Origin of the sequence: Curtobacterium sp. BNK-1 (assembly GCF_048685235.1) — a bacterium.
GTDB classification, from domain to species: domain Bacteria; phylum Pseudomonadota; class Gammaproteobacteria; order Enterobacterales; family Enterobacteriaceae; genus Pantoea; species Pantoea agglomerans.
Window position 1 is genome coordinate 2,310,795 of sequence record NZ_JBLQTJ010000001.1, and the last position, 17,542, is coordinate 2,328,336.

13 protein-coding genes are annotated in these 17,542 nt (G+C 57.1%); 5 read left to right on the forward strand and 8 right to left on the reverse strand.

Annotation, left to right across the window (positions count from 1 at the left end; genetic code table 11):
* Positions 1 to 141: 141 nt before the first annotated feature.
* The 3 genes from ACMGGP_RS11065 to ACMGGP_RS11075 all read right to left on the reverse strand — a co-directional run bounded on the left by ACMGGP_RS11065 (position 142) and on the right by ACMGGP_RS11075 (position 5,778).
* On the reverse strand, positions 142 to 3,237 hold the full coding sequence (locus ACMGGP_RS11065; protein WP_498798436.1) for an efflux RND transporter permease subunit: 3,096 nt from the start codon (positions 3,235 to 3,237) through the stop codon (positions 142 to 144).
* Positions 3,234 to 4,331, reverse strand: coding sequence for an efflux RND transporter periplasmic adaptor subunit (locus tag ACMGGP_RS11070; protein WP_010670939.1), 1,098 nt, complete (start codon positions 4,329 to 4,331; stop codon positions 3,234 to 3,236). The genes ACMGGP_RS11065 and ACMGGP_RS11070 overlap by 4 nt, the downstream gene beginning before the upstream one ends.
* Positions 4,332 to 4,755: 424 nt before the next feature.
* Complete coding sequence (locus ACMGGP_RS11075) at positions 4,756 to 5,778, reverse strand: LLM class flavin-dependent oxidoreductase (RefSeq protein ID WP_157352549.1); 1,023 nt, start codon at positions 5,776 to 5,778, stop codon at positions 4,756 to 4,758.
* Between the two features lie 208 nt (positions 5,779 to 5,986).
* Between ACMGGP_RS11075 and ACMGGP_RS11080 the strand changes: the two genes are divergently transcribed.
* The 4 genes from ACMGGP_RS11080 to ACMGGP_RS11095 all read left to right on the forward strand — a co-directional run bounded on the left by ACMGGP_RS11080 (position 5,987) and on the right by ACMGGP_RS11095 (position 10,006).
* A complete protein-coding gene (locus ACMGGP_RS11080) occupies positions 5,987 to 6,949 on the forward strand; it encodes a fatty acid desaturase (RefSeq protein ID WP_498798437.1) in 963 nt (320 codons plus the stop codon).
* Complete coding sequence (locus ACMGGP_RS11085) at positions 6,942 to 7,715, forward strand: phosphate/phosphite/phosphonate ABC transporter substrate-binding protein (protein WP_498798438.1); 774 nt, start codon at positions 6,942 to 6,944, stop codon at positions 7,713 to 7,715. Before ACMGGP_RS11080 ends, ACMGGP_RS11085 begins: the two co-directional genes overlap by 8 nt.
* 185 nt (positions 7,716 to 7,900) lie before the next feature.
* A complete protein-coding gene (locus ACMGGP_RS11090) occupies positions 7,901 to 8,815 on the forward strand; it encodes a ketopantoate reductase family protein (protein WP_498798439.1) in 915 nt (304 codons plus the stop codon).
* Between the two features lie 129 nt (positions 8,816 to 8,944).
* Positions 8,945 to 10,006, forward strand: coding sequence for a LacI family DNA-binding transcriptional regulator (locus tag ACMGGP_RS11095; protein ID WP_010248005.1), 1,062 nt, complete (start codon positions 8,945 to 8,947; stop codon positions 10,004 to 10,006).
* A gap of 93 nt (positions 10,007 to 10,099) precedes the next feature.
* Here ACMGGP_RS11095 and tmaR read toward each other — a convergent pair whose 3' ends face one another.
* From tmaR to ACMGGP_RS11115, 4 genes are all read right to left on the reverse strand, one after another.
* Entirely contained in the window at positions 10,100 to 10,426 is a 327-nt protein-coding gene (tmaR, locus tag ACMGGP_RS11100; RefSeq protein ID WP_004571340.1) for a PTS system regulator TmaR, read from the reverse strand.
* A 160-nt stretch (positions 10,427 to 10,586) separates the two neighbouring features.
* A complete protein-coding gene (locus tag ACMGGP_RS11105; RefSeq protein WP_010670945.1) occupies positions 10,587 to 11,645 on the reverse strand; it encodes an FUSC family protein in 1,059 nt (352 codons plus the stop codon).
* A gap of 265 nt (positions 11,646 to 11,910) precedes the next feature.
* Positions 11,911 to 13,074 (reverse strand): serine-type D-Ala-D-Ala carboxypeptidase DacD, encoded by a 1,164-nt coding sequence (gene dacD, locus ACMGGP_RS11110; protein ID WP_010670946.1) that lies wholly within the window; start codon positions 13,072 to 13,074, stop codon positions 11,911 to 11,913.
* Positions 13,075 to 13,414: 340 nt separating this feature from the next.
* On the reverse strand, positions 13,415 to 13,651 hold the full coding sequence (locus tag ACMGGP_RS11115) for a hypothetical protein (protein ID WP_163850272.1): 237 nt from the start codon (positions 13,649 to 13,651) through the stop codon (positions 13,415 to 13,417).
* 1,004 nt (positions 13,652 to 14,655) lie between these two features.
* Here ACMGGP_RS11115 and sbcB point away from each other — a divergent pair.
* On the forward strand, positions 14,656 to 16,083 hold the full coding sequence (sbcB, locus tag ACMGGP_RS11120; RefSeq protein WP_033767759.1) for an exodeoxyribonuclease I: 1,428 nt from the start codon (positions 14,656 to 14,658) through the stop codon (positions 16,081 to 16,083).
* A gap of 58 nt (positions 16,084 to 16,141) precedes the next feature.
* Here the strand turns inward: sbcB and ACMGGP_RS11125 are convergent, their stop codons facing one another.
* Entirely contained in the window at positions 16,142 to 17,497 is a 1,356-nt protein-coding gene (locus tag ACMGGP_RS11125; protein ID WP_498798440.1) for a GntP family transporter, read from the reverse strand.
* Positions 17,498 to 17,542: the final 45 nt, after the last annotated feature.

A 17,542-nucleotide genomic window follows, 5' to 3' on the forward strand; every position in this document is an offset into this window, starting at 1 on the left:
TTCAGGATCGCACACCTGTCTCATCCTATCTGTTTGATAGCTTTTACCTTTTTATACACCTTCTTCAAAAGCTTAAAACAATGAATTGACGGTTACTGCCAGGCTGCAGAGAGCAGCGAAGCGGCAACCGTCACCCTGAGACTATTCCGACAGCGCCGGTTTCACAACTGCCGTTTTGCTGCCCGGCAGGCGGATGCGGAACCATATAGCGTACATTGCGGGCAGGAAAACCAGCGTGATCAGGGTGCCGCCCAGCGTGCCACCAATCAGGGTATAGGCCAGCGTTCCCCAGAACACCGAGTGGGTCAGTGGAATAAACGCCAGAATCGCCGCCATTGCCGTCAGCAGCACCGGACGGGCACGCTGCACTGTCGCTTCGACCACTGCATCAAAGGGTGCCAGACCCTCCTGTTCATTGTGGTGGATCTGCCCTATCAGAATCAGCGTGTTACGCATCAGGATGCCCGACAGGGCAATCAGCCCGACCAGTGCATTAATACCAAAAGGCTGACTGAACAGCAGCAGCGTCGGCACGACGCCAATCAGCCCGAGAGGCGCAGTCAGAAAGACCATGATCATCGCCGACAGAGAACGCACCTGCAGAATGATGATCAGCAGAGTGATCGCAATCATGATCGGGAACAGCGGGGCCATCGCCTGGGTCGCTTTACCGGACTCCTCTATTGAACCGGCCAGTTCAATGCGGTAGCCCGCGGGCAGCGTCGCGATGATCGGTTGCAAGGCTTTGTTCAGCGCCGTCGAGACGTCAGGCGGCTCCAGGGAATCGGCGATATCACCCCGAACGGTGATGGTCGGCGTGCGGTCGCGCCGCCGCAGCACGGGATCTTCCATTTTCACCTGCACATCACCAATCTGCAATAAGGGAATACGCTGACCCGCGGCGCCCACCAGCGTGAAGTCGGCGATTTTAGCCGGATCGAGGCGGGTTTGTCCGGCCGCACGCCCCACCACCTGGACCGCGCGGATATCTTCCCGCACGGTAGTGACAGGCACGCCCGACAGCAGAAACTGTAATTGCCGGGCGACGTCACTGGATGTCAGCCCCACTGCCTGCAGCCGGTTCTGATCCAGTGAGAAATGCAGCGTCGGCACGGGGGCGCCCCAGTCGGTGTTCACCGTCCTCATCATCGGGCTGGCCCGCAGGACCGCTTCCACCCGATCGGCAATCGCGCGCAGGCGGGCCGGATCGGGCCCCATCACCCGCCACGCCACCGGATAAGGGGAGTATGGGCCAAACACCAGCTGCGTCACACGAACCTGCGCTTCAGGCACCAGACCGCTGGCAATGGCGGCGCGCAGCTGCGTTTTCAGTGCCTCACGCGCGTCCTGACTGTCGGTCAGTACCACCAGCTTGGCAAAGGCCGGATCGGGCAGTTCCGGTGCCATCGCCAGATAAAAACGCGGTGGCCCCTGACCAATATAGGTGGTGACGATTTTTGCCTGCTGCTGCTGTTTAAGCCAGGTCTCAACCTTTTCAGCCGCTGCGCGGGTCTGTTCTATGGCGCTGCCGTAGGGGAGCTGAACTTCAACCAGCACTTCAGGCCGGTCTGAGGTCGGGAAAAACTGTTTTTTCACCAGCGCCATACCGAGCACAGCGGCGATAAACAGGGCAATCACCACGCCTGCCACCCAGCCTTTACGGGCAATCACGCGGGTCAGCAGGCGGCGAAAGCGGTTGTAGTGGCGGGTGTTGTAGATCGCTGCGTGGCCGCCTTCTACCGTTTTGATGGCTGGCAGCAGCTTTACGCCAAGATAAGGGGTGAACACCACCGCGACGATCCAGGAGGCGATCAACGCGATGCCGACTATCCAGAACATATTGCTGGTGTACTCGCCCGCCGTGGACTGCGCAAACCCATTGGGCATAACCCCGACGGCCGTAACCAGGGTGCCTGCCAGCATTGGTGCCGCCGTATGACTCCAGGCATAGGCAGAAGCCTTAATGCGGTCGTAGCCCTCTTCCATTTTCACTACCATCATCTCAATGGCGATAATGGCGTCGTCCACCAGCAGGCCCAGCGCCAGAATCAGCGAACCCAGCGTGATGCGGTCAAAGTTTTTGCCGGAAGCCTCCATCACCACAAACACCACCGCCAGGGTGAGCGGCACCGCAGCCGCGACCACCACCCCAACGCGCCAGCCCATGCTGACAAAGCAGACCACCATCACCACCAGCAACGCCACGACGAACTTAACCATAAATTCATCAACCGCCGAGCGGATATTGACGGACTGATCGGTGACCTGAGTCAGTGAGAGCCCCAGCGGCATCGCCTGGTTGATGCGGGCGGTTTCAGCCGCCAGTGCCTTGCCGAGTTCCAGACCGTTCCAGCCTTCACGCATTACGATACCCAGCAGCAGCGCCGGTTCGCCCTGATTGCGCACCATAAAGGTGGCGGGATCTTCGTAACCCCGGGTCACCGTAGCCACGTCCGCCAGCTTCAGGCTTCTCCCCTGCGCCACAATCGGCGTCTCACGGATTTTTTCCAGTTTATCGAACGCGCCATCCAGGCGGATAAAGACCTGCGGCCCCTGCGTATCAATCGATCCCGCTGGCGTCAGGACATTCTGATCGTTCAGCGCAGCAAAAATTGCCTGCGGAGTGATGTCGAGTGTCGCCAGTCGATCGTGTGAAAACGACACATAGATGCGTTCACTCTGCTCACCGATGATATTGACCTTTTTCACGCCAGGCAGATGCAGCAGTCGCTGACGCAGTGATTCCGCTTCACGAACCAGCAGGCGCTGCGGCTCCCCTTTTGCCTTCAGCGCCAGCAGTGCAAAGGTCACGTCGGAGAACTCGTCGTTGATCATCGGCCCGATGACCCCGGCAGGCAGATTTCTGCTCTCATCACCCAGCTTCTTACGCGCCTGGTAAAACTCCTCCTGAACCTGGGAAGGCGGCGTTTTGTCCTGCAGGGATAACATAGTGAAAGCCAGACCGGGGCGCGTGTACGTCTCGCTACGGTCATACCACCTCAGCTCCTGCAGACGCTTTTCCAGCGGCTCGGCCACCTGATCCTGCATCTCCTGAGCCGTCGCACCTGGCCAGGCGGAGATCATCGTCATCTGTTTTACGGTGAACGGTGGATCTTCTGCCCGTCCCAGTTCGAAAAAGGACAAGACGCCCGCCACGGTAATCAGGATGATCAGAAACAGCGTAATGGCGCGCTCGCGCACGGCCAGCGCTGACAGATTAAAGCGTCCCTGGCTCATGGCTGGCTCCCGGCAACGGCAGCGTCATCGGGGCGCACGCGCTCCCCCTGCTGCAACAGATGCGCGCCCAGCGCCACTATCTGATCGCCAGCATTAAGCTGACCCGTGACGGTGGCCGCCTCGTCACTTATCGACACCACCGTCACCGGCCGCCAGGCAACGGTAGCGGGCTGGCCGGTAATATCCCAGACGCCTGGCCCTTTACCGGCATCGTAGATCGCCGCCAGCGGAACCTGCAGCAGCGGTTGCGACGGTTTATTCGGCAGCATGATTGTGACGGTGGCTCCCAGCGGTGCGCTGGCCAGTGTGCCCTCCAGCACATATCTCGCCTCAAAGGTGCGCGTCATCGGATCGGCCACATCAGCCAGTTGGCGCAGCCGGGCAGAAACCGGCGCACTGCCCGCACCATACAGCGTTGCCTTTGCCTCACTTCCCACTGCCGGGCGCAGGGTCTCCGGCAACTGAACACTTGCCTCGCGCTGTCCGGCTATGGCCAGTCTGATGACAGCCTCACCGGCACTCACAACCTGACCCGGCTCCGCCAGCGTTGCCATCACCACGCCATCGTCATCAGCCAGGAGCAGCGCATATCCGCTGGCGTTACCTGCCACGCTGGCCTGCGCCTGGGCGGCTTTCAGCTCAGCCTGAGCGGTGGCCGCAGCGGCCCGAATCTGGTCGTATGCCGACGCAGAAACTGCCCCGGTTGCCACCAGAGTGCGGTAACGCGCCTGATCGGCGCTGGCCTGTCTGACGCGTGCCTGCGCGGCGGCAACGGCCTGCTGCTGAGCCTGGGCCTGCAGCCGGAGATCTGCCGGGTCGAGCCGCATCAGCGGCTGACCGCGCTTCACCCGCTGGCCGCTATCCACCAGCCGTTCGAGGATTTTTCCTGAGACCCGAAAGCCGAGGTCGCTCTGAACCCGGGCAACCACGACGCCACTAAACGCACGGCTGCCATCGGTGGCGCTGATGACCTTTGTGACCCTGACCAGCGGCGGCTGCGTGCGCGGATCGTCTTTGGGTGAATTATCCCGGCAACCCGCCAGCGCCAGTGGCAGCAGACAAACAACCAGAATGGCAGGATTGAACCTGAGCATAGATTACCTTCAACAGTAAGCAGGAGAGTGCCGCCATTCTCTTATCATGTGACCAATACTGTCAATAGTCACAAATTGCGTAAAGGTATTATCCGTTCATACAGGTTATGAAAACACGTTAAACCAGGGAAATGCGTTGATGAAGGGTACAGACCCACCCTGAGCAGAGGAAACATCCCATTCAGCAACAAGTGACGAAATAAATCATAAGTCACAAAATCTGCATATTCCGTACACTGGAAACAGAGTGACGAAAAGGCTCTGCCAGGGCCTGGAATGGCTCGCCAGAGAGAAGTTCAGAGAGGATAAAGCAGAAAAAGCGGGGAGTGATGACGCGCGTTTACAGCAGATTCACCGCAGGCGCTATGTCATCTGCGCCTGCGGTGGATCTCACAGCGCCCTGCTCTTCAGGGCGCTCTGTCACTTAACGCCAGCCGAGTTCCGGGGCGACATACTTCAGGATCGCCTCAATCACATGGGCGTTGTAGGCGACACCAAGCTGGTTTGGCACGGTGAGCAGCAGGGTGTCGGCTTCGGCAATCGCCTCATCCTGCGCAAGCTGCTTAATTAACGCCTCTGGCTCTGCGGCATAGCTGCGGCCAAAGATAGCGCGGGTTTTCTCATCGAGAAAGCCCACGGAATCCTGGTCGTTACCGCTGCGGCCAAAGTACGCGCGGTCCATATCATTCACCAGCGCAAAGATGCTGCGACTGACCGAGACGCGTGGCGCATGCTGATGCCCCGCCGCTTTCCAGGCCTCACGGTAGGCGCGGATCTGTTTTGCCTGCTGAATGTGGAACGGCTCGCCGGTTTCATCATCTTTCAGGGTTGAACTTTGCAGGTTCATGCCCATTTTTGCCGCCCATTCTGCGGTGGCGTTGGAGCCGGATCCCCACCAGATGCGGTCGCGCAGGCCTTCAGAGAGCGGCTCAGGACGCAGCAGGCCTGGCGGATTGGGGAACATGGGCTGTGGATTTGGCTTAGCAAAACCTTCGCCGCGCAGCACCTCCAGAAACTCTTCGGTGTGACGACGGCCCATATCCGCATCGCTTTCTCCCGCTTTCGGTTCAAAGCCGAAGTAACGCCAGCCATCGATTACCTGCTCAGGTGAACCGCGGCTCAGACCCAGTTGCAGACGACCATTGGAGATCAGGTCTGCCGCGCTGGCCTCTTCCACCATGTAGAGTGGGTTTTCGTAGCGCATGTCGATGACACCGGTGCCGATCTCAATCGTTTTGGTGCGCGCTGCAACGGCAGCCAGCAGCGGAAACGGCGAGCTGAGCTGGCGGGCAAAATGGTGGACGCGGAAGTAAGCGCCATCTGCGCCCAGCTCTTCGGCGGCGACCGCTAAGTCGATCGATTGCAGTAACACATCCTGCGCGGTACGGGTGGCGGACTGCGACGAGGGCGTCCAGTGACCAAAGGATAAGAAGCCAATATTTTTCATCTGTATTTCTCCTGACAGGCGTTAAACGCCCGTGGATGCAAGGCGATTTCTGATAGAGAAAGGTTACGCCCCCGGAGCCGCCACTGATAGTCAATATCTTTCAGCGCCATATTCAGGAATTTCGACATAGCTAAGCAGATTATCCACTTTGCCTTTGCCCGCCCTTTCTTTCACTGTTCAGATTCCCGCTTCCGCTGTCAGGTGAATCATGCACACCGGTTATCTCTCTCTACAGCAGCGCGCCTGGCTTAAAGCGCATGCACGCAGCTGGCTCTGGCGCAGCGAACTGCCGACCTGGCTGCTAATCGGTGTGATCTATGGTGGCTGGTTTTCGGTGATGTTGAGCGCGCAGACGCTGGGACGGCTGCCCGCCACCCTGCTGCTGATCGTCTTCACTGGCTGGTATATGTCGCTGCAGCATGAGCTGATCCACGGGCATCCCACGCGCTGGCCGCGGGTGAATCAGCTATTTGGCACCCTGCCGCTGGCGGTCTGGTATCCCTACGGACTCTATCGCGATTCTCATCTGGCCCATCATCGCAATCACACCCTGACCGAGCCGGATGAGGATCCGGAAACCTACTACCTCTCCGCTGCTCGCTGGGCGAAGTTACCGCGCTGGCAGCAGCAGCTGATTCATCTGCGTAACACTTTTTTGGGACGGTTGCTGCTCGGCCCGCTGCTGGATGTAGCGGCGACCTTCGGCGGGATGTGGGAGGCACTGCGCCGCGGCGATCGGCCCGCGATAGCGATGTGGCTGCTGCACGGGACGCTGCTGGCACTGCTGTTTTTCTGGATGGCGCGGCAGGGATTTTCGCCGCTGTGGTATCTGCTGGCGGTGAGTTATCCGGCGCTGGCGCTGACCAAAGTGCGCTCCTTCTATGAGCATCGTGCGGCGGACGATCCGCTGGCACGGTCGGTGAATAATGAAGCGGCGTGGCCGTGGCGCATGCTATTCCTGAATCTGAACTACCATTCAGTGCATCACGACCTCCCCGGCGTCCCCTGGTATGGCCTGCGCCGCCTCTATCTGCGCGATCGCGAGCATTACTACCACCGCAATCATGGCTTTCGCGTGGCGGGCTATCAAGTCTGGCTGCGTCAGTTCTGGGTCAGACCGGTCGGGGTCAATGTCCATCCGGGACGATCAGCGGAGAAAACGCATGAATAACCTGCTCGCCTTGCCGATGTATGCGATTCACCCGCCCGCCACACGAGCACTGATGCAGGCAGTGGTTACCCTGCTGACGCAGCACGGCATCGCTACGCAGCCGGTCTGGCCTCAGGATCTACTGACACACTGGCAGGATAACCGGTTGCTGCTGAGCCAGACCTGCGGCTATCCGCTGGTCAGCCAGCTTCCTGCGGTTCAGCTGGTCGGCACCTTTCACTATCAGGCCCCAGGCTGCACCGGCCGTGACTATCGCAGTTGGCTGGTGGCGCGGGACAAACAGGCGACGCTGGCCGATTTTAACGACCAGCGGGCCGTAGCTAACAGCCTGGACTCTCACTCCGGCTATAACGCGCTGCGGTTTGTGGCAGCGCTTCAGGGCGTGAGATTTTCGCAGCTACTGCTGAGCGGTGGGCATCGTCAGTCGCTGGCAGCACTGCGTGATTCACAGGCGGATATCGCGGCTATCGACTGCGTCAGCTGGGCGCTGCTGGCGCGCTATGAGCCGGATGCGCTGCGCGGCCTGCATATCATCGGTGAAACGCCAGCCGCACCCGGATTGCCGTTGATTACGGCAGCCCCGACGTCAGTAGACCGGCTGGAGAGACTCCGCTCGGCGCTGCATCAGCTGGTGAACGATCCCGCCTGGCGCACCGTCTGCGACGACAATTTGATCGGCGGATTCAGTACGGTGCAGAGAGACGATTATCATGGCGTGCTGGCGTGGGAACAGCAGGCTGCCGCGCTGGGCGTCACCCGGCTGTAACACCCCCCTCTGTTTCGAACTGCTTACCGGGCAGGGAAAATCTGATATCTCTGCATCGTCACCTCCCTGCCCGCGCTTTCCCGACCTCTCATTTCATGCTCCCCGACGCGCTCTGACCGAGGCTAAGACTGGTAAGCCCGGTCACGGCGTTCTAAGGTAGAGGTTTTCAGCAGAGGGAGAGTGGGATGCGCATTCTGATGGCAGGCGCCGGCGCGACCGGTGGATATTTTGGTGCACGGCTGGCTCAGGCGGGCCAGGACGTGACTTTTCTGGTCCGTGAACGGCGTTATCAGCAGCTTCAGGCCAGCGGCCTGGTGTTGCAGACGCCGCAAGGCACTGAAACGCTAAAGCCGCAGCTGGCTCAGGCGAGCAGCCTGACGGGCCACTATGATCTGATTATCGTGACGGTGAAGAGCTTTGCCCTTGATCAGGTGATGGAGGATATTGCACCTGCAGTGGGTCCGGAAACGCTGATCATGCCGATTCTGAACGGATTGCGGCACATCGCGACGCTGCAACAGCGTTTCGGCGAAGATAAGGTGATTGGCGGCCTGTGCAAAATCAACGCGACGCTGGGTGAAAATGGCGAAGTAATTCAGATGACGCCGCTGCATCAGCTCTATTATGGCGCGCTGGACGGTAACAACGATGCGCGACTGCAGCGGGTTGATGCGGCGCTGCGTGACTGTCAGGTCGATACCCGATTCAGCGATAACATCATGGATGAGCTGTGGGAGAAGTGGCTGCTGCTGAGCACGCTCGGCGCGGTTTGCTGCCTGGCGCGCGGAAATACCCAACAGATACTCACCTCGCGCGGCGGCGAAACGCTGTTACAGGGTGTTTTCTCGGAGATTCTGTCAGTCATTACTGCCGAAGGCTATCAGACGCGTCCGGCGGCCACTGCCCGCATTCTTGAGCTGTTAAGCGATCCGGCCACCCCGATGACCTCCTCAATGTACCGCGATTTAACCCAGGGCTTTGATATCGAAGCCGATCAGGTGATAGGTGACCTGCTGCTGCGGGCGAAACGCCATAGTCTCGCCACGCCACTGCTTAACGCGGTGGATGTGAACCTTCAGGTCTATCTGCAGCAGCGTTAATGGCCCTGCCAGATACCGTGACCGGGTGCTGCAACGGACCCGGTTTTTGTGGTCGTGAAAGTGTGGTGTGCAGCAGCAGTGCAGCAGGAAAATTTGCTACACTCGTCGCTTCATCTTTTGGAGAGTTCAATGACTTCCCGCTCCGTGACCCTCGATGATGTCGCTCAACTGGCCGGCGTCTCATATCAAACCGTTTCACGTGTTTTAAATCGTTCTGAACAGGTGTCAGCCCGCACGCGGGAAAGGGTTGAGGCGGCGATGCTGCAGCTCAATTATGTGCCCAATCGTGTGGCGCAGCAGCTGGCCGGTAAGGCGACGCGTACGCTGGGTCTGGCCACCAGCGACCTGGCCCTGATGGCTCCTGCGCAGATCGCCTCAGCGATCCAGCAGCGCGCCGCCGGGGCGGGTTATCATCTGGTGATCGCCATGGACAGTGGTAACGATGCGGCAGCAACGGTGAATGAACTGCTGGCACAGCGGGTCGATGGACTGCTGATCAACCTGCCGCTGGAGGCAGATGAGGCGCAACAGATCCAGTTGCTCTGCGGCAGCAAACCGGTGCTGTTTCTGGATGTCGAACCCCAGGCGGCGGTAGCGCAGTGTCAGTACCCGAATGAGTCTGGCGCCCGTGCCGCCGTTGAACATCTGGTGGCGCTGGGTCATCGTCAGATTGGTTTGTTAAACGGGCCGCTGCGCTCGGTCTCGGCCCGTCAGCGTGAAAATGCATGGCGTAAGACGCTGGCCGATCATCAGCTGACACCGCACTGTTCTTTACGCGGCGACTGGAGCGCGCAGTCGGGTTACCAGGCGCTGCTGGCGCAGCTTCCCGACGATCTGCCGCAGGCGCTGCTGGTGGCGAACGATCAGATGGCGTTGGGTGCGATGCGGGCGCTGCATCAGTATGGCGTAGCCATTCCTGGCGAGATATCGGTGATTGGATATGATGACACCGCCGAGAGTGCGTGGTATCAGCCGCCGCTGACCACGGTGCGGCAGGATTTGCACTCTCTTGGCGCGCAGAGCGTCGAGCGGATGCTGGCCCGGCTTCAGGGAGCAGAGGCGTCAGACAACGCGCTGGAAACCACCCTGGTGATCCGGGAGACCACCGCCCCGCCTGCTGATGAGCGGATCAATTTAGTGGCGCTGTCACAGCAGTTACAGGTGATCGCCCGCAGGCTGGCGGGAAAATAACTCTGCGCTGACGCAGGCAATAAAAAACCCGCCCCACCGGAGTGGATGCGGGTTGGCATAGGACGTCTGGCGCTTGCGCGCTGCTGTCTGCCCTTACGCTTTCGGGTGTTCGCCCACGCCCATCGCTTTGATCTTTTTCGACAGCTCGCGACGCTCTTTAGACAGGTCGGCGTTTTTGATGATGTACTCATCCACGCGATCTTCATAATCCACACGCATGCTGGCGATGATTTCCTGAATAGCCTCAACGCTCATGCCGGGTTTGATATATTCGCTCAGGTTGTCGAGCAGCAGTACGCGCTTCTGGTTGTCGCGAATTTTCTTCTCGTTGTCGACAATTTCACGCTGCAGTTTATTTTTGCGGCGGAACATACGCACGAACTCCAGTACGTCCTGAAATGATTGCTTGGCATTTTCCATGATGGCACCTTTCTTTGAGCCTGCTGACGCAGGGAGAGAGTCAAAACGATCAGCTTAGCGGCTAGCCCGCCAGGTAAGCAATTTTCACAGCTAAATTCAGACTGGCTCTTATCTTAGCGCAAAGAAACCCTGTTTCACATTAAGTCATTGTCTGAGGTGATTATTTGCGCAGCGCCATCCGCATCAGGTCGGTCATCCGTTCCAGCTGTTTTGCCAGTTCCAGTGTCAGCCAGACGTAGCCGTAGATCGGCGTCTCCTCCAGACCTTCGCTGCCCGCTTCCGCGATCAGTCGCCGCAGTTCGCCACTGATTTCAGTCAGCTCGTGACTGTTAGCCACCACCTCTTCCGTTTCCCCTTCAATCGCCATGACCGACAGCGCCCGCAGCGTGTTCTCAGTCATCTGCTGGGTGCGTCGTAATGCAGGCGCGTTAAGCATAATCAGATGGCTCTCGCGCGATGCCCACCAGGCATTAATCTGCATTTCAATGGTGTAAACCATATTACGGTTGATGGTCTGGATCGCTTCAAGCACCGATTTTGGAATGCGCGTCTCTTTGCTTGACGGCTCCAGCAGCGCCCGCATTTTGATCACGCTGCTCAGCAATTTGCCCAGCGGCTTGTTCAGGCGTGGCTTTTCAACCAGGTTGGGTGAGAAACCGGCGTGATAGATTTTTGCCATTTCCGCCAGCGCGTCGGAGAGCTGAATGCGCCAGTGTGTATAGGCACGCTGCGCCCAGATAGCGGTAAACAGCAGCGCCATCAGCGAGCCCAGAATCACATCACCGCCGCGCCACAGTGCCATCGTGAAATCGCCGGTTGGTGCGCCCACGACCACGCTCAGCGTAATCCCGATCAACAACGCCATGTAGGGATGTTTGCCCAGCGTCAGGTAGCCGCTGATCATCATGATGATGCCGCACCAGGCCAGCATCATCGGCATCGAAATCAGCTCCAGCTTCAGGGCAATCAGACCGGATATTGACCCGGCGACCGTGCCGCTGATGCGCTGCAGTGCGCGCGGAAAGACATTCCCCCAGGTGGAGATGGGCCCCATCACCACCACCAGCGTAATCAGCGGCCAGGTGCCTTCAGGGATATCGGTCGCCCGCACAAAGATAAAGCAGAGCAAAAAGGCGATGGCAATACGCACACCGTGGACGGAGCGATAATGGCGATAAAACCAGAACTCCAGTTTTGATATGGGCTTATCGGGACGCAAAATGACTTTCCGGTTGCGGGAACATGGTGTGGCTATCTTAACGCTGAACGCGGCTCAGGCTTAGCGCGGGTCGGATATTTAAAACAGTTTTGACGTTCGCTTACAATTATCAACATCCGCCTCACATACTTTCCCGGTAGTTAAAAACAACTTAATGTGATTTTTTAACCTTTATCGGCTCTCAGTAACACATTCAGGGCAGCCAGCGTGCAAGTAAAAACGGGCAGCCCGCAGGCTACCCGTTTTAGTGCTGACAATCGGCTAATCAGAACTTCTGCTTGAGATAATCCGTCAGGCGGGTAATCACACCTGCGGGTTCAACCGCACTCAGCGCCACCAGCGGATAGTGGGCAATCTGCTGATCTTTATCCATCACCTGAATTTCACCAATGACTTCGTTGGCTTTCAGCGGGGCTTCCAGATCTTTGCGATCGATAACATACTTCGCCTTCACGTTCTGCACTTCACTGCGCGGCAGTGACAGATAAACATCTTCTGCGGTACCCACATCCACCTGATGAGGATTGCCGTACCAGACGTTTTCGCTGCCAATCTTCTTACCGGCATGGAACAGTTGAACGGTATCAAAGGTGTTCTGTCCCCAGACCAGCAGTTTACGCGCCTGCTCTTCGCGGCCTTTCGGGCTTTTACCGCCCATGACGACGGCGATCAGGCGATGCTTGCCCACCACATTCGAGGCGATGATGTTAAAGCCCGCGGTCTCAGTGTGACCGGTTTTCAACCCATCAACGTGGAGATTATTATCCCACAACAGGCCATTACGGTTGTTCTGGGTAATGCCATTCCAGGTCAGGGTCTTCTCACTGTACATGGCATAAAAATCAGGCTCACCATCAATAATGGCGCGTGACAGTTTCGCCATATCCAGCGCGCTGGAGAACTGACCCGGCGCATCCAGACCATGAACCGTTTCAAAATGGGTATTCTGCAGGCCGAGCTTCTCAACGTAGTGATTCATCATGCCGACGAAGTTCGCTTCGCTGCCCGCCACATAATCAGCCAGGGCAACGCAGGCGTCGTTACCGGAGTCGATGATGACGCCACGGCTTAAATCCCGGACGCTCAGCTTATCGCCTGGCTTCAGGAACATCAGCGAGGAGCCTTTGAACACCGGATTACCCGCCGCCCAGGCATCTTTTCCGACCGTAACCATGTCGTCACGGCTGATTTTCTTCTGGTCAATGGCGCGATCGACCACGTAACCGGTCATCAGTTTGGTCAGGCTGGCGGGATTACGGCGTTCATCGGGATTGCCAGCGGTCAGAACCTGTCCTGTGGTGGCATCCATTAGCACCCAGGAAGCCGCATCAATCGCTGGTGGCGTCACAGGAAAGGGAATCGCATCAGCCTGTGCCAGCGAGGCCCAAAAAACAGTAGCGGTAACGGTGAACAGCAGACGCCTTTTCAACACTTCATCCTTAATTGCACGGGAGAGAAAATTTCTAAAACGAAACGGAAACAGCCGCACGTTTTACGGCAAAAGCGTTGTGAAGGTTTGAATAAATTGAAAAAAAGTATGAACTGGCTCTGCGGATTGAGGCTCAAAACCGGCGCTTTGCCGTCCTGTAAACATAGCCATAGCGATTTGGAGCGTTTTTTGGCTCATCGACAACTCGCTAACGATGTTCCTGTGTCAATCCTCTGGGTTGGTTGAGTGGATTTTTATGTTTGCCGTCCAGGCGGCATGATACCCGACCACTACGCTATATATAGAAAAGCCCACCGGGGCGGGCTTTACATTCAGTCACTCAGGCTTTTGATAAAATCGCATTAAAAAAGTCAGCCACCCTTTTGCTTATGACCAAAGTCCCGATAAAACTGGTCAGGTACAATGCGTATCCTGAAACATTTTCAGGAATATCAAAATACCCCCAATCCAGTATGCCGGCACTATGCAAAAAAGAGACATTTAATATCAGACATAAGCCCATGACAGCTAACTCTACCAAACAGGTGCATATCTTTGACTTTTTTTCTAATTGCATACGCCCCCTATTCCTCCAGAGCAACTTCCGGAACCGGATTGCGCTGCATTGCTACCAGAACCATTATTTACGCTACCAATACAGGTGCCATATCCGTTTGACAGGACACCGGTTAGTGCTCCCAGTGGCCCACCTTTTATACCGCCCAGAGCACCTAACCCAATGGATATAACACAGCTATCCGTCCCTGCATAAATATCGTGGCTTCCATTACTGCCACTGCTACCATGGTTACCTCCATGCTGGCTTTGACGGGCGCCAGCGCCAGCATAAGCCGGATCATAGGCACCGCTTGCACCCGCCACGCTTTTTAACTTCACATGGCTTACTATTTCCATAATTTATTCTCCCATTAGTTTTCATCCTGAAATAACAATGTGTCGCGCGCGCTTATTATTTATATCATTCAGTGCTGGGGCCTTCAAAATCATCATTAACAAACCAAACCTCAAAAAAGCAAAATACAAACAGTTAGTTGCACTCAATAAGCACAGGCACTGAAAAACCTTCATGATAAAATTGTACTAATCGTCCTCACAAAAATATATTCCTGTGATGATTAGCACATTACTTTTATATTCCTGAAAAGAAGATGTTAAATCGTACTTTATTTTAACAGTTTCGTTTGATCATCAAACTGCTTCAGGTAAACCGCGTAACCCTACCGCCAGAATTTGCGATAACCAATGAGCGTGACGAGGCCTTTAACGCGCCAGACTGTAGCGGAAGTGAAACACGATCAGTCTCCGGAGATATGCGGAGACTCAGGCCACAGCGCCTGGAATTTTTGTCGTACCGGAATATGGTTTACCATACAGGGAGGGCGTCAGCCGCTGCCCGGAGCCGCTATAATGGCTCTGTACGGCTGAACCCGCAGTCAGCGCGCATCAGACATAATGATCAGAGCTAAATTCTGCCTGCGCACAGGGATACAGAGCGAACAGAAAGCCGTTTTATCGCTTTCTGTTCATTAAGTCAGTGAACGCAATGAACGGATATGAAATTTGAATAACGACCGCGTACAGCCCACTTTCCTCTTCCACGATTACGAGACCTTCGGCACCAGCCCTTCTCGTGACCGGCCAGCCCAGTTTGCCGGCCTGCGCACCGACAGTGAGTTTAATCCGGTCGGCGAACCCGAAGTGTTTTACTGCCGTCCGCCTGATGACTATCTGCCACAGCCCGAAGCGGTGATGATCACCGGCATTACCCCGCAGATAGCGATGAGTCGCGGCGTGATCGAAGCTGAGTTCGCTGAACGCATCCACGCGTTGTTCACCACGGAGCAAACCTGTGTGGTGGGCTACAACAACGTGCGTTTCGATGATGAAGTGACGCGCAATATCTTCTATCGCAACTTTTACGATCCCTATGGCTGGGCCTGGCAAAACGGCAACTCACGCTGGGACCTGCTCGACGTGATGCGTGCCTGCTACGCGTTACGGCCAGAAGGGATCAACTGGCCTGAGAATGAAGAAGGTTTTCCCAGTTTCCGGCTGGAGCATCTGACCAAAGCGAACGGCGTGTCCCATGAAAATGCGCACGATGCCATGTCCGACGTTTACGCCACGCTGGCGATGGCGAAGCTGGTGAAGGAGAAGCAGCCAAAACTGTTTGAGTTTTTGTTTACCCATCGTAACAAAAACAAGCTGATGAACCTGATTGATATCCCGCAGATGAAACCGCTGGTTCATGTCTCCGGTATGTTCGGTGCCGCGCGCGGTAACACCAGCTGGATCGTACCGCTGGCCTGGCATCCCGATAACCGCAATGCGCTGATCGTGGTGGATCTGGCGGGCGATATGTCACCACTGCTGCAACTGGATGCCGATACGCTGCGTGAGCGTCTTTACACGCCGAAAAACGATCTCGGCGATCTGCCTGCGGTGCCGGTCAAACTGGTACATATCAATAAGTGTCCGGTGCTGGCGCCTGCCAGTACGCTACGACCGGAAGATGCGGCCCGGCTGAATATTGATCGTCAGCACTGCCTGGCGAATCTGGCGCTGCTGCGTCAGCAGCCCGACGTGCGGGAAAAACTGGTTACGCTATTTGCCGAAGCGGAGCCGTTTACGCCGTCAGATGATGTGGACACGCAACTCTATGATGGCTTCTTCAGTGATGCCGATCGGGCGGGGATGAATATTATCCGCCAGACCGCGCCCGCGAATCTGCCTGCGCTGGACCTGAGCTTTGAGAGTGCACGGGTAGCGAAACTGCTGTTCCGCTACCGGGCGCGTAACTTCCCCGGCACGCTGGATGATGCAGAGCAGCAACGCTGGTTGCAGCACCGTCGTGACGTGCTTAATGCCGATCGGGTGCAGGCGTTTATGCAGGAACTGGAAGGTCTGGCGAATCTGCACGAAGCGGATGCAGAAAAAGTTGGGCAGCTTAAAGCGCTCTATCTCTATGCGCAGGAGTTGGTTTCCTGAAGCACTAAGAGTCTGACCCGGTATCGCCTGCCGGGTCAGACTTTCTGATGCTGCTTAATCAGAGCACGCTCCACGCCAGCCAGGTCAGCGCAAAGCCGCTCAGCCCCATTAGTGTTGTCAGCACCGTCCAGGTGCGTAAACCGTCGGCCACCGAAAGTCCCAGATAACGGGTCACCACCCAGAATCCCGCATCATTGACATGCGACAATCCCAGACCACCAAAACAGGCCGCCAGGGTGACCAGTACCCGTTGCATATCCGTCACGCCGGTCACCGCCTGCGTCAGCAGCCCGCTGGTGGTCAGGATCGCCACCGTGGCGGAACCCTGTGATGCACGCAGCGCCAGCGACAGGATAAACGCCGCGGGCACCAGCGGCAGATGCAGCGTTTCAAGCGTGACCGCCAGCGCTTTACCCACGCCCGACTCCACCAGCACTTTGCCGAATGCACCACCGGCCCCGGCCACCAGAATCACGCTGGCTGAGGTGGGAATGGCCCGGCCGGTCAGATCTTCCAGCTTATCTTTGCTCCAGCCACGCCTTACGCCCAGCAGCCAGGCCGCAAGCCCTAAGGCAATCAGCAGGGCAATCGGCGGTGTGCCGATCACGGTCATCACACTACGCAGCAGACTCCCTTCAGCCAGCAGTGTGTGTGACAGAGTTCCCAGCACGATCAATACAATCGGGACCACAATCAGGCCGCTGATGGTGAGCGCACCGGGTGGTGCCGGTTCATTCTTCTTTTCCTGCCCTTCCGGCCTGGCCATCTGCAACTGTTCCAGCACCTCCACCGACAGAGGGTAGTGGCGACGGTTCATGAATTTCGCTACGTAGTAGCCGATGATCCCGACCGGCACGGAAATCGCGATTCCCAGTATCATCAGCCATCCCATGTCGGTGTGCAGGATCCCGGCTGCTGCCGCAGCGCCCGGATGGGTCGGCAATGCCACATGTACCGTCAGCATCACACCCGCCATCGGCAGGCCAAACTTCAGCGGCGAGACCCGCGCCACTTTGGTAAAGCCATAAATCAGCGGAATAACGATGATAAAACCGACTTCAAAAAATACCGGGATGCCAAGGATAAAGGCCGCCATGGTCAATGCCGCAACGGTACGCTTCAGCCCCAGCGTTTTACTGAAACGCTGCGCCAGCGACTCGGCACCGCCCGAGGCTTCAATGATCGCCCCGAGCATGGCACCAAGAACGATGATGATGGTGATGTGCCCGAGCAGCCCGCCCATCCCCGTGATAATCGTCTCCATGATTTTTTCAGCCGGAATGCCGGTGGCGATGGCCACCAGCAGACTGACAATTAACAGGGCGACAAAGGGATGAACTTTGACTTTGATGACCAGCAGCAGCAGGATCACGATGCTGGCGGTCGCTATGGCTAACAGCAGTGCGGTGGACATAGTAAACCTCAGAAATTGTTATATTTTTTAGGTTATCGGCGTACA

What these genes read in the sequence shown, in the direction of transcription:
- ACMGGP_RS11125 (WP_498798440.1), bottom strand. Translation starts at nt 17,497, where the DNA reads ATGTCCACCGCACTGCTGTTAGCCATAGCGACCGCCAGCATCGTGATC.
- ACMGGP_RS11085 (WP_498798438.1), top strand. Translation starts at nt 6,942, where the DNA reads ATGAATAACCTGCTCGCCTTGCCGATGTATGCGATTCACCCGCCCGCC.
- tmaR (WP_004571340.1), bottom strand. Translation starts at nt 10,426, where the DNA reads ATGGAAAATGCCAAGCAATCATTTCAGGACGTACTGGAGTTCGTGCGT.
- ACMGGP_RS11115 (WP_163850272.1), bottom strand. Translation starts at nt 13,651, where the DNA reads ATGCAATTAGAAAAAAAGTCAAAGATATGCACCTGTTTGGTAGAGTTA.
- ACMGGP_RS11065 (WP_498798436.1), bottom strand. Translation starts at nt 3,237, where the DNA reads ATGAGCCAGGGACGCTTTAATCTGTCAGCGCTGGCCGTGCGCGAGCGC.
- ACMGGP_RS11075 (WP_157352549.1), bottom strand. Translation starts at nt 5,778, where the DNA reads ATGAAAAATATTGGCTTCTTATCCTTTGGTCACTGGACGCCCTCGTCG.
- ACMGGP_RS11070 (WP_010670939.1), bottom strand. Translation starts at nt 4,331, where the DNA reads ATGCTCAGGTTCAATCCTGCCATTCTGGTTGTTTGTCTGCTGCCACTG.
- ACMGGP_RS11080 (WP_498798437.1), top strand. Translation starts at nt 5,987, where the DNA reads ATGCACACCGGTTATCTCTCTCTACAGCAGCGCGCCTGGCTTAAAGCG.
- ACMGGP_RS11090 (WP_498798439.1), top strand. Translation starts at nt 7,901, where the DNA reads ATGCGCATTCTGATGGCAGGCGCCGGCGCGACCGGTGGATATTTTGGT.
- ACMGGP_RS11095 (WP_010248005.1), top strand. Translation starts at nt 8,945, where the DNA reads ATGACTTCCCGCTCCGTGACCCTCGATGATGTCGCTCAACTGGCCGGC.